The organism is Winogradskyella aquimaris (genome assembly GCF_042676105.1).
Classification (GTDB): Bacteria; Bacteroidota; Bacteroidia; order Flavobacteriales; family Flavobacteriaceae; genus Winogradskyella; species Winogradskyella aquimaris.
This window is the reverse complement of the sequence record NZ_JBHTJQ010000001.1, coordinates 70,580-88,190: the sequence shown is the minus strand read 5'-3', so window position 1 is coordinate 88,190 and position 17,611 is coordinate 70,580. Positions and strand designations below refer to the sequence as shown.

General features: G+C 35.3%; 17 protein-coding genes and 1 riboswitch. Of the genes, 9 read left to right on the top strand and 8 right to left on the bottom strand.

The features are described 5' to 3' along the window. The first annotated feature begins 22 nt into the window (after window positions 1-22). From ACFQ1K_RS00375 to ACFQ1K_RS00365, 3 genes are all read left to right on the top strand, one after another. Window positions 23-589 carry an adenylosuccinate lyase gene (locus ACFQ1K_RS00375; protein ID WP_320556129.1) on the top strand — a complete coding sequence of 189 codons (567 nt, stop codon included), beginning with the start codon at window positions 23-25 and terminating at the stop codon, window positions 587-589. Window positions 590-676: 87 nt separating this feature from the next. Next, window positions 677-2,020 carry an adenylosuccinate lyase gene (purB, locus tag ACFQ1K_RS00370; protein ID WP_320556128.1) on the top strand — a complete coding sequence of 448 codons (1,344 nt, stop codon included), beginning with the start codon at window positions 677-679 and terminating at the stop codon, window positions 2,018-2,020. Further along, complete coding sequence (locus ACFQ1K_RS00365) at window positions 2,017-2,244, top strand: hypothetical protein (protein ID WP_320556127.1); 228 nt, start codon at window positions 2,017-2,019, stop codon at window positions 2,242-2,244. Before purB ends, ACFQ1K_RS00365 begins: the two co-directional genes overlap by 4 nt. Before the next feature lie 19 nt (window positions 2,245-2,263). Here the strand turns inward: ACFQ1K_RS00365 and ACFQ1K_RS00360 are convergent, their stop codons facing one another. From ACFQ1K_RS00360 to ACFQ1K_RS00345, 4 genes are read right to left on the bottom strand one after another with little or no spacing between them, the layout of a single operon-like run. Continuing rightward, on the bottom strand, window positions 2,264-2,809 hold the full coding sequence (locus tag ACFQ1K_RS00360; RefSeq protein ID WP_320556126.1) for a DUF4252 domain-containing protein: 546 nt from the start codon (window positions 2,807-2,809) through the stop codon (window positions 2,264-2,266). 7 nt (window positions 2,810-2,816) lie between these two features. Further along, window positions 2,817-3,389, bottom strand: coding sequence for a DUF4252 domain-containing protein (locus tag ACFQ1K_RS00355; RefSeq protein WP_320556125.1), 573 nt, complete (start codon window positions 3,387-3,389; stop codon window positions 2,817-2,819). A 24-nt stretch (window positions 3,390-3,413) separates the two neighbouring features. Next, on the bottom strand, window positions 3,414-3,908 hold the full coding sequence (locus ACFQ1K_RS00350; protein WP_320556124.1) for a hypothetical protein: 495 nt from the start codon (window positions 3,906-3,908) through the stop codon (window positions 3,414-3,416). Continuing rightward, window positions 3,895-4,404 carry an RNA polymerase sigma factor gene (locus ACFQ1K_RS00345; RefSeq protein ID WP_320556123.1) on the bottom strand — a complete coding sequence of 170 codons (510 nt, stop codon included), beginning with the start codon at window positions 4,402-4,404 and terminating at the stop codon, window positions 3,895-3,897. Before ACFQ1K_RS00345 ends, ACFQ1K_RS00350 begins: the two co-directional genes overlap by 14 nt. A gap of 169 nt (window positions 4,405-4,573) precedes the next feature. Here ACFQ1K_RS00345 and ACFQ1K_RS00340 point away from each other — a divergent pair, with 169 nt between their 5' ends. Then, window positions 4,574-6,022 (top strand): S41 family peptidase, encoded by a 1,449-nt coding sequence (locus tag ACFQ1K_RS00340; protein ID WP_320556122.1) that lies wholly within the window; start codon window positions 4,574-4,576, stop codon window positions 6,020-6,022. A gap of 36 nt (window positions 6,023-6,058) precedes the next feature. Here the strand turns inward: ACFQ1K_RS00340 and ACFQ1K_RS00335 are convergent, their stop codons facing one another. After that, window positions 6,059-7,948 (bottom strand): TonB-dependent receptor plug domain-containing protein, encoded by a 1,890-nt coding sequence (locus ACFQ1K_RS00335; RefSeq protein ID WP_320556121.1) that lies wholly within the window; start codon window positions 7,946-7,948, stop codon window positions 6,059-6,061. A gap of 148 nt (window positions 7,949-8,096) precedes the next feature. Then, a riboswitch (cobalamin riboswitch) is annotated at window positions 8,097-8,288 on the bottom strand. Between the two features lie 199 nt (window positions 8,289-8,487). Here ACFQ1K_RS00335 and ACFQ1K_RS00330 point away from each other — a divergent pair. The 5 genes from ACFQ1K_RS00330 (at window position 8,488) to ACFQ1K_RS00310 (ending at window position 13,417) form a co-directional block, all read left to right on the top strand. After that, a complete protein-coding gene (locus ACFQ1K_RS00330) occupies window positions 8,488-9,645 on the top strand; it encodes an ABC transporter substrate-binding protein (protein WP_320556120.1) in 1,158 nt (385 codons plus the stop codon). Further along, window positions 9,646-10,674: a FecCD family ABC transporter permease gene (locus ACFQ1K_RS00325; RefSeq protein ID WP_320556119.1), complete on the top strand. Its 1,029-nt coding sequence runs from the start codon at window positions 9,646-9,648 to the stop codon at window positions 10,672-10,674. Beyond that, window positions 10,674-11,468, top strand: coding sequence for an ABC transporter ATP-binding protein (locus tag ACFQ1K_RS00320; protein ID WP_320556118.1), 795 nt, complete (start codon window positions 10,674-10,676; stop codon window positions 11,466-11,468). The genes ACFQ1K_RS00325 and ACFQ1K_RS00320 overlap by 1 nt, the downstream gene beginning before the upstream one ends. Before the next feature lie 74 nt (window positions 11,469-11,542). After that, entirely contained in the window at window positions 11,543-12,862 is a 1,320-nt protein-coding gene (gene rmuC, locus ACFQ1K_RS00315) for a DNA recombination protein RmuC (RefSeq protein WP_320556117.1), read from the top strand. 9 nt (window positions 12,863-12,871) lie between these two features. Beyond that, window positions 12,872-13,417, top strand: coding sequence for an acyl-CoA thioesterase (locus ACFQ1K_RS00310; RefSeq protein WP_320556116.1), 546 nt, complete (start codon window positions 12,872-12,874; stop codon window positions 13,415-13,417). Window positions 13,418-13,479: 62 nt separating this feature from the next. Here the strand turns inward: ACFQ1K_RS00310 and ACFQ1K_RS00305 are convergent, their stop codons facing one another. The 3 genes from ACFQ1K_RS00305 to rpmH all read right to left on the bottom strand — a co-directional run bounded on the left by ACFQ1K_RS00305 (window position 13,480) and on the right by rpmH (window position 17,525). Next, window positions 13,480-14,343 (bottom strand): T9SS type A sorting domain-containing protein, encoded by an 864-nt coding sequence (locus ACFQ1K_RS00305; protein ID WP_320556115.1) that lies wholly within the window; start codon window positions 14,341-14,343, stop codon window positions 13,480-13,482. A 69-nt stretch (window positions 14,344-14,412) separates the two neighbouring features. Next, window positions 14,413-17,265, bottom strand: a complete 2,853-nt coding sequence (gene carB / locus ACFQ1K_RS00300; RefSeq protein WP_320556114.1) for a carbamoyl-phosphate synthase large subunit — start codon at window positions 17,263-17,265, stop codon at window positions 14,413-14,415. A 98-nt stretch (window positions 17,266-17,363) separates the two neighbouring features. After that, complete coding sequence (gene rpmH / locus ACFQ1K_RS00295) at window positions 17,364-17,525, bottom strand: 50S ribosomal protein L34 (RefSeq protein ID WP_155089503.1); 162 nt, start codon at window positions 17,523-17,525, stop codon at window positions 17,364-17,366. Window positions 17,526-17,611 lie beyond the last annotated feature (86 nt).

Below are 17,611 nucleotides of genomic sequence, written 5' to 3'. Positions count from 1 at the left end.
AGCGTTAAAAATAAGAAACGTTTTGACAAAAGACCAACTTTACGAGGAATTAAATTATGTGAATCACTCTCGCGAAAAACGATTGCATTATGCCAATTTAGTTTTAGGTCATCCCGAATTGGTAAAACCCCTTTTGGAAATTTTATTTGATGTGGATGATAAAATATCGTGCAGAGCCGCCCGGGTATTTGAGTTTATGTGTGGTGAACATCTTGAAGCCATTATTCCTCATCTAGATGTTTTTACACAAAACGTATCCAGAGTACATTTAGATTCTGCAGTGCGACCCATGGCAAAAATCTGTGAATATCTAACTAAGGCTTATTATGGAAAAACGGATTCCAAAATAAAACAACATCTCAACAACATACATAAAGAAAAAATTATTGAAGCTTGTTTTGATTGGATGATTTCTGACGAAAAAATTGCACCTAAAGCCTATTCTATGAATTCACTTTATCTATTAGGCACTGAATACGATTGGATTCATCCCGAACTCGCCATGATTTTGGAGCGCGATTTTCAGATGCAAAGCTCAGGGTTTAAAGCTAGGGCAAGGCATATTTTGAAAAAAATAAATCCAAATTGATTACGATCAAATTCTAAAAACTTCTGACTTCTAACCTCATACTTCTGACAGATTCCCTATCTTTGACGCTTCAAAATTATAGAATACATGGCACTTACAGCACTTAGCGCAATTTCACCTATAGATGGTAGATACCGATCTAAAGTAAACGCTTTAGGCAACTACTTTTCAGAAGAAGCTCTCATTAAGTATCGCGTTTTAGTTGAAATCGAATATTTTATTGCGCTTTGCGAATTGCCATTACCACAATTAGCATCTGTTTCTCATAGTATTTTTGAGAATTTAAGGGCTATTTACAAAAATTTTACACCTGTCGATGCTGCTGCCATTAAAGAGATTGAAAAGGTCACCAACCATGATGTTAAAGCCGTTGAATACTTTATAAAGGAAAAGTTTGATGCTTTAGGTTTGTCTAACCATAAAGAGTTTATTCATTTTGGACTTACTTCCCAAGATATAAATAACACAGCCATTCCATTAAGTATTAAGGATGCGATGAACAATGTTTATGTACCTGAATACACTATACTTATCAAGAAAATTAAAGAATTGGCTGAAGAATGGAAAGACGTACCCATGTTGGCTAGAACACATGGTCAGCCCGCATCACCTACGCGACTTGGAAAGGAAATTGACGTTTTTGTGGTCAGACTAAATGAGCAGTTTAATCTCTTAAACGATGTCCCAAGTGCGGCCAAATTCGGTGGTGCCACGGGTAACTTTAATGCGCATAAAGTGGCTTATCCATCTATTGACTGGAAAGCTTTTGGGACAAGATTTGTACAAGAAAAATTAGGGTTGCAGCATTCATTCCCAACGACTCAGATTGAGCATTACGATCACATGGCTGCTTTATTTGATGCCTTAAAACGCATTAATACCATTGTTATCGATTTAGATCGTGACATTTGGACCTATGTATCTATGGATTACTTTAAACAAAAAATTAAAAAAGGTGAAGTTGGTAGCTCAGCCATGCCACATAAAGTCAACCCTATAGATTTTGAAAACAGTGAAGGCAACCTGGGTATTGCAAATGCTATTTTTGAACATCTCGCTGCGAAATTGCCCATTTCTAGGATGCAGCGCGACCTCACAGATAGTACTGTTTTAAGAAACGTAGGGGTGCCATTTGGGCATACCCTAATTGGCTTTAAATCTACACTTAAAGGCTTAGGAAAACTGCTTTTGAATAAATCTAAGTTTGAGCAGGATTTAGAAAATAACTGGGCTGTGGTTGCAGAGGCCATTCAGACTATTTTACGTCGTGAAGGCTATCCAAATCCTTATGAAGCCTTAAAAGGGTTAACAAGAACCAATGATGCCATTACTAAAGCGTCCATTTCGGATTTTATTGATACTTTAGATGTTTCGGATACTATTAAGATCGAATTGAAAGCCATTTCACCGAGCAACTATACAGGAATATGAAATTCTTTCCTTTAAATAAAGACACGATTTCCCTTAGCATATCTAGTTTGGTAGCGATTGGCTTTTTTGTAGCTGGTCTATCTGAAGTTTTAGACTACTTTATTATCAAGGCATTATTATTTATGGGTTTTGGGGCTTTATTCTTTGTGGCCATATTTTTCACTATGAAAAATAACGCCATAAAAAATCGTCCTGAGGACAAGCCGCAAGACGATTTACATTAACATTTAAATAATTGTCAGCTTATTTAAAAAAATCTGTTATTCCACCTAGGTTAGCATTTTCAAAATCCATTTCCTTTAATACGGATTGTAAAGACATCAGTTTACCTGCATTCATATCGTTACCTAAAACTCTGGCAACCACAAATCCTTTGTCATTGGCATTACCGAATAAAATTAACTCATCAACATTATCAACTTCTCCAATAAATTTTACCATAAAACGTCCATCCGTACTATTGCCACCTCGCATTAGTTCTTCGTATTTAGGGTTTTTGAGAATGGCTTTAACCTTAGCCAGTTCCACGTCGTATTCTTCCGTATTGTTAGCATCAAGTCTGTAAGCCAACACATTCAGTTTATTAATGGATTGGTAGGCTTCCTTTTGCTCTTTGGTTAGCTCAATGTTGTCTATATTAAGTAAACTCACTGGTGCATCTACAGATAAAAAACCTGTTTTAAGTTCGTTATCCACAAAATACGTTTGTAACGTTGGCCCTTGGTTGCAGCTTGTAAAAGCTACAACCAAAAGCAACATTAGCATTATGTTATTGATTGATTGTTTCATTATGAGCTTAGTTTTTCTTTTCACTAGCCTTCTTTAAATTGTCGCCGCCTGGGATATCCATTTGGTTGGTCAACTTAGAAATCTGTCTTAAATCAATATCTCCAGTTAAGGTCAATAAAACCGTTTCTATTTCACGCTTTTTGCCATTGATCTCAATGTCTTGACCTTCTGTAATTTCTTTCAATCCAGAAACGAACATCAATAATTCCTTCACGTGATTTTCATCTTTGCCTTCTCTTACATAAAACTTCACGGTTTGACCTCCATCTTTAATACGCATTAATTCATCAAGATCTGAAGATTTAAGGTATTTCTCAACGGTAGTCTTCATCTCAGCTGATATTTTTTCGTCTCCAGTGGTAAACACTTTTAATCCGGTAATTTTCTTTACCATCTCCATGTAAGCCTGTGCTTCCGGATCATCCATATCGATATCGATAGTGGCAATCATACTAAACATTTTTTGATTTACGATTACCGAAGCAACTTCTGGCATATCCTCGTACTTATCAAAGATACTTTGTGCACTTGACACAATTGGTGCCAAGACAAGCGCTGTTATTACAATTAATTTTTTCATAATTCTCTAATTTTTGTGGGTTTGTTACTTGTTTTTAAATATTCTATTTGTTGCTTTTGAAAATTCAGTCAATCGGCTAGCTTCTTCTAAGCCCTGATTTAAATTATCAGAAACCAAAGCCAACGAGTTAAGCTGTTCTTTACCCTCATTGATGCCCAATGAAACCAAACTCAAAGCTTCCATGGTTTTATTATAAGTTTCCATTGCTAATTCTTTTTGTCTTAACTCTTCTTGCGAAGGACCAAGAATCTGCGGTATAATAAAACCTAGCATAAGAACGGCAACTGCTGCGACAGAAATCCATTGGTACAATAGTGTTCTCTTAGGTTTTAATGGAACGTCTTTGGTGTACTGCTCTTGCTGTGCTTGTGAAAAGTAGACGAACATTGGTTTGTAATGTTCTAAATGCGGTGCAACATCCTCGCTTGTAAAGTATTCTCTTAACTGTGCTTCTTCAGCTAGGGTTGTCTCAGCGTTGTTATACTTTTCTATTAGTTTTTCTATATTATTTAATACCATAACGATGTGTATTAGTTAATTTTTCTCTTATTGTTTTTCTTGCTCTTGATAGATTAACACGTACAGCCGTTTCATTCATATCCAACATTTTGGCTATTTCTGTATAATCGTATTGTTCTATATCTCTCAGTTGCACTATGATCTTTTGTTGTTCTGGTAAATCCTCCATAATTCGAGATACCCAGCTTACACTATCCTTAGCTTCTACTTGCTTTTGTAATGACGAATTGTTATCCGTATAATTACTGTGAACAATTTTTAAATTCTGTGCTTGCTTAGATTTCAATCTATCCAAACAAAAATTCTTTGTCATTGTCATTGAGAAGGCTTCTATATTATTATAATCTTCTATCTTCTCTTTATTCCGCCACAACTTTAATAGTATTTCTTGCGTAGCATCCTCTGCCTCTTCTCGCGAAACCAGCAAACGTTTGGCTAAACGAAATACTTTATCCTTAAATGGCATTACTAAGCTTACAAAATCTGCCTGCTTCATTACTTTTTGATTGGTGGTTAAAGGTGTTTTTATCGACCTTCAACATTACGACGATGTACATTACAATTTGTTACAAAGTTTTTTTATTTATAATAATGTAAGTAAATTTAGAGTTTTACATTAATACTGTAAACTATTGCTATTATTAAGAAAAGACACCAAGAGAGCTATGAGAAAAATTTTCAAAAATCTGTTTGTTTTAACTATTGCCTTTTCCTTAACCTTAACAAGTTGTTTTGAGGATAGAGATGATAATCTTGTCGCCAGTGGAGACATTAAGGATTTTGTCTGGAAAGCCATGAACGCATATTACTTATATAATGATAACGTTCCTGATTTATCCAACGATAGGTTTGGCATTAATGGGATTGAAAATCGTTATGACAAAACAGAAGATTATCAAACCTATCTTGATGAGTTTGATTCTCCCGAAGCGCTATTTGAAACCTTAAAATTTGATCCTCTAGATCCATTCAGTAGAATTGTACCTAACTACTTCGATGTTTTAAATGCCCAGCAAGGAACCATACTAAGTAATGGTATAGAATTTAAACTTTATTTTCTTCCTGATAGCGAAACAGAGTTGTTTGGTGCTGTTACTCTGGTTTTAAACAACAGCGTTGCTTATAACTTAGGTGTTACGAGAGGACAAATTTTCAGAGCTGTAAATGGAACAAATCTCACTGTAGCTAACCGTGTAGAATTACTGAGTCCTAATACCTATACGTTAAACTTTGCTGATTATAATACTAACGGTACTACTGAGGTCGATGATGATACTATTACCCTTAATGGTGAAAGTATTTCCTTGACAAAAGAAGCTTATACCGAAAATCCAGTGCATATTGCTGACGTATTAAATTTTTCTGGCACCACTGTAGGTTACCTCATGTATAATGGTTTTACAAGTACTTTTGACAATCAGCTAAACGATGCTTTTGGACAATTTCAATCAGCAGGTGTAGAGGAATTGATTTTAGACTTGAGATATAATGGTGGCGGAAGTATACAGACAGCTGTACATTTGGCAAGTATGGTAACTGGTCAATTTAATGGTCAGGTGTTTTCAAAATTGTTCTATAACGACAACCAACAAAGCCAAAATAGAGATTACGAGTTTACCAGTACATTATCTAATGCTTCTGCAATTAACAGCCTCAATTTGAATAGAGTTTATGTATTAACTTCTTCAACCTCTGCATCAGCAAGTGAACTTATTATAAATAGTTTAAGACCGTATATTGAAGTGGTTCATATTGGAGATACAACTGCTGGAAAAACACAATCTAACCGATTGGTGTTTGACTCCCCAGATTTTGAATCCCAAAATATCAATGCAGGTCATACCTATGCTCTAATTCCTTTAACCGCCAACTCAACTAATGTAAATGATGTGCTGGTACCGGCTACAGGTCTTGTACCAGATATTCCTTATGTTGAAACCCCTGGGAATTTGGGAACGTTAGGGACCTCATCCGATCCTTTATTGGCCTTTGCTATTGTAGACATTACCTCGAGTGGCAGATTAGGAATTGATACTTTTGAAACTAATGTCATAAAAGAATTAAAATCAAAAACATTAAACTCTCCTATTGAAGGTTTAATGTTTGAAGACTAAATAAAATAGCCACCCTAGAGGTGGCTATTTTATTTTCTACAATTTTAAACTGAATCCTACATTTATACCTCTCCCTCTTGTTGAAAACCCAAATAATTCTTGATAATCTTCATTTAAAATATTGGTGAGGTTAGCAAAAAGTAATAGCTTATTTTCTAATATAGAATGACTTACATAAAAGTCTAATAAACCGTATGATTCTAAAGTCACCACTTCATTATTGAACGTTAAATTGTTAAAAAAAGAATCTTCACGCTTATCATTATATTGATAGGCCAGACTCATTTGAGTTTGTTGTGAAAGCGCATAATCTATTCTCGCATTCACCTTTATTTCTGGGATTCTTAAACTTAAATCCTTGTCTACAGAAGTATAAGTGGCATTTACATTAACATTTAATTCTTCAACAATTTCTGCCTGAGCCACAAACTCTAAACCACTTGCAGTAAAGGAATCTGAAATGTTTTGATATTGATAAACAAAACTACCTGTATCTACAAAATCTATAAAATTATCCTCTCTCCTATTAAAATAAACAAGGCTGAATGTAGCCTTATCTGCCAAGGATACTTCTGCCCCAACTTCGATGGTCTGGTTTTCTTCTGGCTCCAAATCAGTGTTACCATAGGCTGGCTCAAACAATTGGTACAAAGAAGGTATTATAAACGCTGTGCTATAACTTACCAAACCCTTAATGTATCCAAAATCCACATCAAACTTATAAGATGGATTAAGGCTATACACCAAATGGCTACCATACTCACTATGATTGTTCAATCTAAATCCAGCATTAACGTTCAGACCAAAATCTGAAACATAAACCACATTGGCATAAGGATCATTTATTGTAAATTGTGCATTGTCTGGATTTATAGCTTGGTTAAAATCGGTTTCCCCAAAAGGAATGGAGTAACTTTCCATTTGGTTTTCCTGAAAATTCAAACCAACTACTGTATAGAACGTGTCATTAATTTTGAATCTATTAAACGCATCTACAACAATACTCTGAGCATTAAAAAGAGATGGAAAACCAGATTGAATTTCACGATCTACATTATTAAACGCTGCATTAACAATAATACTTCCTTTGTTATAATTAAATTCTGGAGATAATCCTAAACGGTATTGTTTAGAAAACGAAATGTTGTTAGCATCCATTCTACTGAAGCTGTCATCAAAATCTGCTTTGTAATTATCAAAGCTTCCATAAGCATTAAATTTAAAAGCATTATTAAACTTATAACCCAGCTTAAGATTACCATTATAACTATTGAAAGCATCAGATTCTGTACCGTTTTCAATAGCCGACAAACCATCTGTAAACTGTTGTCCGAAACTGGCGAGATAGTTAAAACTACCCAAGCTTCCATCTAACGAAATACTGTTTCTAAAGTCTTCTAATGCATAGTTGTCTTCATCAGAAGATTGATTGGTACCAAACGTACTTCTCAAGTTAAGATTAAATGACTTTTTAGAAGGATCCTTTAATTTAATGTTGATGACGGCTGTTGCCGCACCAGTTCCGTAAAGTGTGCTGGAAGCACCTTTTAAAATCTCAATAGAATCTATTTGGTCTGTATTAAGCAAACGTAAGTCATAATCGTTTGCAATTTGGGATGGATCGGTAACCTGTATTCCATCAATCATAATTAAAACCTGAAGATTTCTACCTCCACGAATAAAATAACTTAGATTTTGCCCAGCATTACTCCGAACTCCGTTAATTTCAACACCAACCGTTCTTCCAATAATTTCAGCGACCGATTGTCCCTGTAACTTTTCCAATTCTTTTGAAGTGATTTTTGTGATGACTTTACCCGAATTTTCACGTTTTAAAGCAAATCGCGAGTCCGATAATACCACTTCATCCAATTTTTCAACTTCAACCGAATCCTGTTCAATTTGTCCAGACCCAATTGTTAGCATACCAAAACACAATATGCTACAAAACAATTTTGTTTTGTTCATTTCATTCATAAATTGCTCGAGAGAACATACAACGATGATGAGAATGTGAACCTCTCAAAAGACCCTATTTCTCAAATACCGAGTAAACTTTTATCCCGAAAGTTTGACTTCTTTGTTGAAATTGGCAGGTCTCCTGACTTGCGTCTTGCTATTGGTCTTCCCAGAAGTTTTCCAGTGACAATGAAGGTAATAACAAGCTTAATAGCTTACAGTTGCGGGAACAGTTTTGGACTTTCACCAAATTCCCTTTTAATTCATTCAATAAAAATTAAATGAAACCAAATATCACCACAAAAATAGTGTAATCTAAATACATGGAAAGATTAATTGTCCTTTTTCTTATTCATTTTATAAATAAGATAAATGAAGCCAACTAAAAAATGAGCAATAATAACAGCTGCAACGATATATAATGTTAAATTTGAATTGTCTCTCATTGTAGAAGTTTTAATAAATGTACAATTCCAAAAACTATTAATGAGTTACATTAGTTACATATGAAAAAATCTCTTGTTTTAATATTTTTTTTAGCCCTGTTCCTCAACTGTAAGGACGACAAGGGTAACTCAAGAATTCTTCCTAATCTACCTAATAAAGACCAAGGCGATTTGATATTAAATCATGCAGAAGGATTTTCCATTCAAGATTATTCCTCCCATAAAATTTTAACCATTAAGAAACCATGGCCAGAAGCAAAAAAGAACTCTAAATACCTCATCGCTTCAAAAAATGAATTGGCACAAATGACGTTTGAAAAGGAAGCTTACGATGGCATTATAACGGATAGCATAACAAAAATTGTAGTGACTTCCACCACGCATATCCCTGCTTTAGAATTGCTTGGTATGGAACACACTTTAGTAGGCTTTCCTGGTACAGATTATATATCTTCTGAAAAAACGAGACAACGTATAGACAATGGATTGGTCAGAGAACTGGGGAAAAATGAAGGCCTGAATACCGAAGTATTACTAGAACTTCAACCTGATGTCGTAATTGGTTTTGGAGTGGACGGTATAAATACGAGTTTTGAGACCATTAAAAAGGCTGGTATCCCTGTAATTTATAATGGGGATTGGGTAGAATCGACACCACTGGCCAAAGCCGAATGGATTAAATTCTTTGGAGCTTTATTCAATAAGGAAACAGAAGCGGATTCTATTTTCAAGTCTATTGAGTCCAACTACCTAAATGCAAAAAAATTAGCTAATAAAGCAAAGAGCAAACCGACTATTCTAAGCGGAGCGATGCACAAGGAAGTTTGGTATTTACCAAATGGATCTAGTCCGGAAGCTCAGTTTTTAAAGGACGCTAATCTTAATTATTTGTGGGGTGACACTTCTGGAAATGGGAGCTTAGCATTGAGCTTTGAGGTCGTTTTAGAAAAAGCGCAACAAGCCGATATCTGGTTAAGTCCATCGTACTACACCAGCTACCAGCAATTAGAAGAAGCGAGTAAGCTATATACAAATTTTGATGCCTTTAAAAACAAGTCTATTTTTACATTTTCAACAACTACAGGTGCTAAAGGGGGTGTTTTATATTATGAATTAGGCACTTCAAGACCCGATTTGGTATTAAAAGATCTTATAAAAATTGGTCATCCAGAACTACTAGAAAACTATAATCCTCGTTTCTTTAAACCTCTTCAATAATTGCAAAAACAAAAGACATATCGCTTTCAGTATGTTTTACTAATCATAGTGCTTTTAGCCTGCTTTTTTATTAATATAAGTTTAGGTTCCGTAAATATTCCTTTAAAAAGCATCATAGGAAGTCTAATTGGTGATATTAATAATTCTACTTGGGAGGTAATTATAACCAACTATCGTCTACCCAAGGCTGTCACAGCTATTTTAGTGGGCTCAGGTTTAGGGATTTCTGGTCTCCTCATGCAGACGCTATTTAGAAATCCGTTGGCTGGTCCTTTTGTTCTAGGAATAACTTCTGGTGCAAGTTTAGGTGTTGCGTTGATAATTCTTGGTTCGGGTTTATTTGGAGGTTTTTTTGCCACAGCCTTAGTTTCTAAATGGAGTATCGTTATTGCCGCAAGCCTCGGAAGTTTTTTGGTTTTATTAGCCGTTTTGGCAGTGTCTTATAAAGTTAGGGATACCATGGCTATATTGATTATTGGTTTAATGTTTGGAAGTATCACTGCTGCAGTCGTAAGTGTACTGTCTTATTTTAGTTCTGCAGAACAACTACAACAATACATTTTTTGGGGTTTTGGAAGTTTAAGCAATTTATCATGGCAAGAACTTAGTATCTTTTTTATAATTTATATTGTCGGCATCAGTTTAAGTGTGACTTCTATAAAATCATTAAATAGTCTTCTATTAGGTGAAAACTACGCTAAAAGTTTAGGTATTAATCTCAAACAAAGTCGGTTTATCATCATCTTAGCTACCAGTTTAATTGCTGGTACTATTACAGCCTTTGCAGGCCCAATTGCCTTTATAGGCTTGGCTATTCCGCATTTAACACGGCAAATATTTAAAACCTCAAACCATAAAGTTTTATTACCTGCTGTTTTTCTATTGGGTGCCATTATCATGCTCGTTTGTGATAGCATTGCACAAGTTCCGGGAAGTGATTATACCCTACCTATTAATGCGATTACAGCCTTGGTTGGCGCACCGGTAATAATTTGGCTATTGGTAAGGCAACGTAAAATGATGTTTTAATGCTAAAAAATAAAAGAAATACAATTCTAAAAACCGAAAACCTTTCTATTGGTTATAAAACCAAAAAAGAAGAAACGGTCATTTCCAAAAACATCAATTTTGAACTTGAAAAAGGACAGCTCATAGGTTTGGTCGGTGCCAATGGTATAGGTAAATCGACACTTTTAAGAACACTTATAAAAGTTCAGCCTGCATTATCCGGAACGGTATATCTAAATCAAAAAGATTTGCGGACGGTATCTGCTTTAGAGCTCGCCAAGCAATTAAGTATCGTTTTGACCGAAACGGTCACTTCAAAAAATCTATCAGTATATGAACTTATTGCGCTTGGAAGGTATCCCTATACCAATTGGATTGGTAATTTGAACACAAAAGATATTGAGATTGTAAAAAATGCTCTTGAATTGGTAAATATCACAGAGCTAAAGGACAAGAAATGTTACCAGCTCAGTGATGGTCAATTACAAAAAGTGATGATTGCCCGAGCATTGGCCCAGGACACTGATATCATTGTCTTAGATGAACCAACCACCCATCTCGACATGTATCACAAGGCCTACATCTTAAAATTACTCCAAAAGTTGACCAAAGAAACGGGGAAAACCATTGTATTCTCATCTCACGAAATTGATCTGGCCATCCAACTTTGCGATATGATGATCGTTATGCAAAACCAAAGCGTATATTATGATCAGCCATGTAACCTTATTACCAAAGGTGTTTTCGAATCACTTTTTCCGGACGATTTAATCTCTTTTGACAATACATCTGGAAGTTTTAGGGTTAAGAAATAGTCTTTTTTTGCCTACCTTCACATCTCAGATTTTAAGCGAAATCTTTATATTTGATCAATACGCTTAATTTATACATGAACGACACACTTATTCTTTTAATTGCCATTAGTATTGCAGCCATCATTGGCGCTTATTTGGGTATGCTTTTTACAAAATTAAAATCCAAAAGTGAACAGAGCACACTTGAGGAACGTCAAAATCAATTGACTTTAATGATAAGCGAACTCAAACAAAATATTTCTAAAATTGAAGAAGAACGTGAAGACATCAGAAAAGAAAAAGAGTTTTTAAACAGCGAATTAACTCGAAAAAATGCTGAATACGATAATCTACAAGAGCAGAATTTAAAACGGGACGAAGAGCTGGCAAAGCAACAAGAACAACTCAGAAAAGATTTTGAATTAATGGCATCTAAAATTCTGGATGAAAAGTCGGAGAAATTCACCATTCAGAATAAAGAAAACATTAAAAACATTCTTAATCCGCTCGAAGAAAAAATAAAAACCTTTGAAAAAAAGGTCGAAGATTCCCAAAAAGAGAGTATTAGTATGCACTCTGCTTTAAAAGAGCAACTATTGGGACTTAAAGACCTTAACCAACAAATGGCCAAGGAAGCCACCAACCTCACCAAAGCTTTAAAAGGAGATAGTAAAACCCAAGGGAATTGGGGCGAATTGGTATTAGAACGCGTTTTGGAAAAGTCTGGTTTGGAAAAGGACAGAGAATATTTTGTACAGCAAAATTTTCAGCGTGACGACGGATCGCGTGTCATGCCGGACGTTGTACTTCATCTTCCAGATAATAAAAAGATGATTATAGATTCCAAAGTGTCTTTAACGGATTACGAACGTCTGGTTAATGCCGAGGAAGAGGAACGCCCTATGTATTTAAAAGCACATGTTAACTCTATTAAAAAGCATGTAGATCAGTTATCAGCCAAAAACTACCAAGATTTATATGATATTGAGTCCCCTGACTTCGTTTTGATGTTCATCCCAATTGAACCTGCTTTTGCAGTAGCTATTAATGAAGATAACACCCTTTATACAAAAGCGTTTGAGCAAAACATTGTTATTGTTACACCTTCCACCCTATTAGCGACTTTACGGACCATAGATACCATGTGGAATAACGAAAAACAACAGCAAAACGCTATAGAAATTGCGAAACAAGCTGGAGCCCTATATGATAAATTTGAAGGTCTAGTTACTGATTTAACTGGTGTTGGCAAAAAGATTGACGCAGCTAAAAGTGATTATTCTGCCGCAATGAACAAATTGGTAGAGGGTAAAGGTAACTTGATCTCTAGAGTCGAGAAAATCAAAAAAATGGGAGCTAAAGCCAAAAAATCACTTCCTGAAAATATTATAAAAAGAGCATCGGAGGAATTATAATATAATCTCATGTACAAAACAGTTGACGTTTCAAGGATACAGATTTCGCAATTAATGTTGCCTTCACACTCTAATTTTAGCGGTAAAATTCACGGTGGATTTATATTAAATCTTATGGATCAGATTGCCTTTGCATGTGCTTCTAAACATTCTGGATCCTATTGTGTAACGGCGTCTGTAGATACCGTAGATTTTATCAACCCTATTGAAGTTGGTGAACTCGTAACCATGAAAGCATCTGTTAACTATGTTGGTAAAACATCAATGGTTATTGGTATAAGGGTAGAGTCTGAAAATATTCAAAGCGGCATTATAAAACATTGTAATTCCTCGTATTTCACAATGGTTGCCAAGGCTGAAGAAGGAAAGGCCAAAACGGTTCCTGGTCTCATTTTAAATGACAAAACCGAGGTGAAACGTTTTTTGAAGGCGTTAAAACGCATGGAAACCAAAAAGCATAGGCAAGAAGAATTTGACCATAGCAATTTTTCACTAGAAAATTATCTTGATAAACTTAAAGGCTATAGAGTGAAAATAAATCTTCCTGACAACTAACACAAAAAAAAGCAACCCATATTTAGGATTGCTTTTTTTATCATTATTATTAAAATTTGTGCTTACTGTTTCACGAACCTTTTAGTTTGAGAAACCTGATCATTAGATACTCTCACCAAATAAACACCACTCTTCCAGTTTGATACATTGACTGAAGATGATATTTGTGATAGCACCCCTTTATAAACACGCTTACCTAAAACATCAAATACTTCGATATCCATTTCTTCATTTGATGGTAAGATTACATTTAATTTATTTTTTGAAGGATTAGGTGAAATCGTAAATTCCTTGGTGTTACTTTCAAAATCCGTAACACTTAGCGATGATGAAGCCGTAATATTATCAACCTGTATGGTGGCAGCGATAACATCAGGCAAATCCCAAGTCGGTGAAGCACTGCTCAATATCCTAACAGTAAAAACACTTGATAAAACTGAAGCAGCATCACCTCCACCACTAACTACTGTAAAATCTGCAGCAGATATAGGAAATGTAATATTAGACCACGTACCATTAGCCACAACATTTATAGCGTTCGTAGAACATATTCTAGTACCATTGGTACCTTGCATTGCAATTCTTAGGTTTAGATCATTGGTCTGTACATTAACATCCATGTTTATGCGGTCTACATTCTCACTCGAAAAATCACCGCTCCATTGTTGGTTTTGAGAGTAAAACACCATTTTACTGGCAACTCCATTACCTCCCAAGGATGTGTATTGCAAACAATTGTCACCTGCACCTGCAGGTCCGGCATCAGCAACGTTTATAGGACCATTCGTAGCATTACCAGCTCCACCTATACGCCACTCCTGAGTTGTGCCATCTTGAAAGTCGTCAACTTGATTTAAGGTAACCTGTGCATTCGTCACAGGCACCATAAATAATGTAAGTATTAATAAAAGTAAAGTTCTAACCATACAATCCAATTTTTAGCTAAGTTAATAATTTATAGCAAATTCTATTAAAATTCAGCTAAAACTATGCCATTATTTACTTAAATACATTTTTCGTCTAGAGTATAAATCGTAGAACTCATCTTCCTTAAGGCTTTCAATAAACAAGATACTTTCACCCGTACTCTTCATTTCTGGTCCTAATTTTTTATTCACATTAGGAAATTTATTGAATGAAAATACAGGTTGTTTAATGGCATAACCCTCCAACTGTGGATTGAAATTAAAATCAGTAACTTTTTTATCGCCTAACATCACCTTGGTTGCATAATTTACATAGGGTTCTTTATAGGCTTTAGCTATAAATGGTACAGTACGTGAGGCTCTTGGATTCGCTTCAATAATGTAAACGATGTCATCCTTAATAGCAAACTGAATATTGATTAAGCCTACAGTGTTCAGAGCCAATGCTATTTTCTTGGTATGATCTTTAATTTGCTGCATCACAAATTCACCTAAATTAAATGGTGGTAATGTGGCATTACTATCACCAGAGTGTATTCCACAAGGTTCTATATGCTCCATTATACCAATAATGTACACATTTTCACCATCGCAAATTGCGTCTGCTTCGGCTTCAATTGCTCCATCGAGATAATGGTCTAATAACAACTTGTTTCCAGGAATGGATTTTAATAAATCAATAACGTGTTCTTCTAATTCCTGTTTATTGATCACAATCTTCATTCCTTGACCTCCAAGGACATATGAGGGTCTTACAAGAATTGGGAAATTTAATTCTTCAGCAACCTTGAGTGCTTCTTCAGCATTCGTAGCGACATCAAATTTTGGATATGGGATATTATTCTCTTTTAACAGGGTTGAAAAACTTCCTCTATCTTCAGCTAAGTCTAAAGACTGGAAACTAGTTCCCATAATCTTAACACCATAGCGTTCTAGCTTTTCAGCAAGCTTTAATGCCGTTTGTCCACCAAGCTGTACAATGACTCCCTCTGGCTTTTCGTGTTGGATAATATCATAAATGTGCTCCCAGAAGACAGGTTCAAAATATAGTTTATCTGCGATATCAAAATCTGTTGAAACCGTTTCAGGGTTACAGTTGATCATAATGGTTTCGTATCCACACTCTGCTGCGGCTAAGACACCATGTACACAACAGTAATCAAACTCAATACCTTGACCAATGCGGTTTGGACCTGAACCCAGCACAATAATTTTCTTTTTATCTGTTACAATACTTTCGTTAGCAACAGAAACCTGACCGTCTGCTGTTTCTACTTCACTTTCAAAAGTTGAGTAATAGTAAGGAGTTTGCGCTTTAAACTCCGCAGCACATGTATCTACAAGTTTGTAAACACGGTTTATTTTAAGCTCCCTACGTTTGTTGTGAACTTCACTTTCCAAACACTTTAACATATGTGCTATTTGTCTGTCACCATAACCCTTTTGTTTCGCTTCAAGTAACAGTTCTTTTTGAATGGTGTCTATTGTATAGGTAGAAATCTCTTTTTCTAATTCAAATAGTTCCTCATATTGCTTTAGATACCACATATCAATTTTTGTGATATCGTGAATACGACTTAAAGGAATTCCCATTTGAATAGCATCATATAAAACAAAAACCCTATCCCAACTTGCATTAGTCAGTTTTTCAATAATTTGGTCATAATTCTTGTAACCTTTCCCATCAGCACCTAAGCCATTACGTTTTATTTCTAAGGATTGAGTGGCTTTATGCAAAGCTTCTTGGAAGGAACGACCTATTCCCATCACTTCACCTACAGCTTTCATTTGTAAACCTAAAGTTCTATCAGAACCTTCAAATTTGTCAAAGTTCCAACGAGGTATTTTTACGATAACATAGTCTAATGTTGGTTCAAATAATGCCGATGTAGATTTTGTGATCTGATTGCTTAATTCATCTAAGGTATAACCTAGCGCCAACTTAGCGGCTATTTTAGCGATTGGATATCCTGTAGCTTTACTTGCCAATGCAGAGGAACGCGATACACGTGGATTAATCTCAATGGCAATGATTTCTTCATCTTCGTCTGGACTTACAGCAAACTGAACGTTACAACCACCAGCAAAGTCTCCAATACTACGCATCATATGGATAGCCATATCTCGCATTTTCTGGAATGTCTTATCCGACAGGGTCATAGCAGGTGCTACTGTAATGGAATCACCAGTGTGAATTCCCATAGGATCCATATTCTCAATGGTACAGATAATCACTACGTTGTCATTTCTATCCCTAAGAAGCTCTAACTCATATTCCTTCCATCCCATCATGGCCTTATCAATCATCACCTCATGAATTGGTGAAATCTCTAAACCTCTGGTAAGCGCTTCATCAAATTCCTTTTCGTCATAAACGATAGAAGCACCTGCACCACCTAATGTAAATGAGGCCCTAATACATAAAGGAAAACCATATTCTTGAGCTATCTCCTTTCCTTTTAAAAAGGAGGTTGCTGTTGCTTGTGGCGCCATACCTACACCTATCTTAAGCATTAGCTCTCTAAATTTTTCTCTGTCTTCTGTGATATTAATAGCATCAATATTAACACCAATAATTTCTACACCAAAATCTTCCCAAATCCCTTTTTCATCAGCTTCTATACATAGATTCAATGCCGTTTGTCCACCCATAGTTGGTAATACAGCATCTATTTGGGGATGTTCTTTTAAAATATTTATAATAGATTTTGTTGTTAAAGGCAATAAGTATACATGATCCGCCATTGTTGGATCTGTCATTATTGTAGCAGGATTGGAATTGATAAGAATCGTTTCGATACCATCTTCTCTCAATGATCTTAACGCTTGTGATCCTGAGTAGTCAAACTCACAGGCTTGACCTATGATGATTGGTCCTGAACCGATTAGTAAAATAGATTTGATGTTTTTGTTTTTAGGCATGGGATTATCTTTTGGTTTGCAAAAATAAATATCGATTGGGTATAAAAAAAGGTGTTACACCTAAGTAACACCTTTAAAATATTAACAATTGTTAATCATTATTTTTTATGTCTTAATTCTGAAGATACAGACAATCTTTTTCTTCCTTTAGCTCTTCTACGTGCTAAAACTTTTCTTCCGTTAACAGAAGCCATTCTTTCTCTAAAACCGTGCTTGTTTCTTCTCTTTCTCTTTGACGGTTGAAACGTTCTTTTTGGCATGTCTTATCTTTTTATAATCTGAGTAAACTATTTTTTTGTTTGAGGTCTCTCAAAAACTGGGTGCAAATATACAACAAGTTTTTACT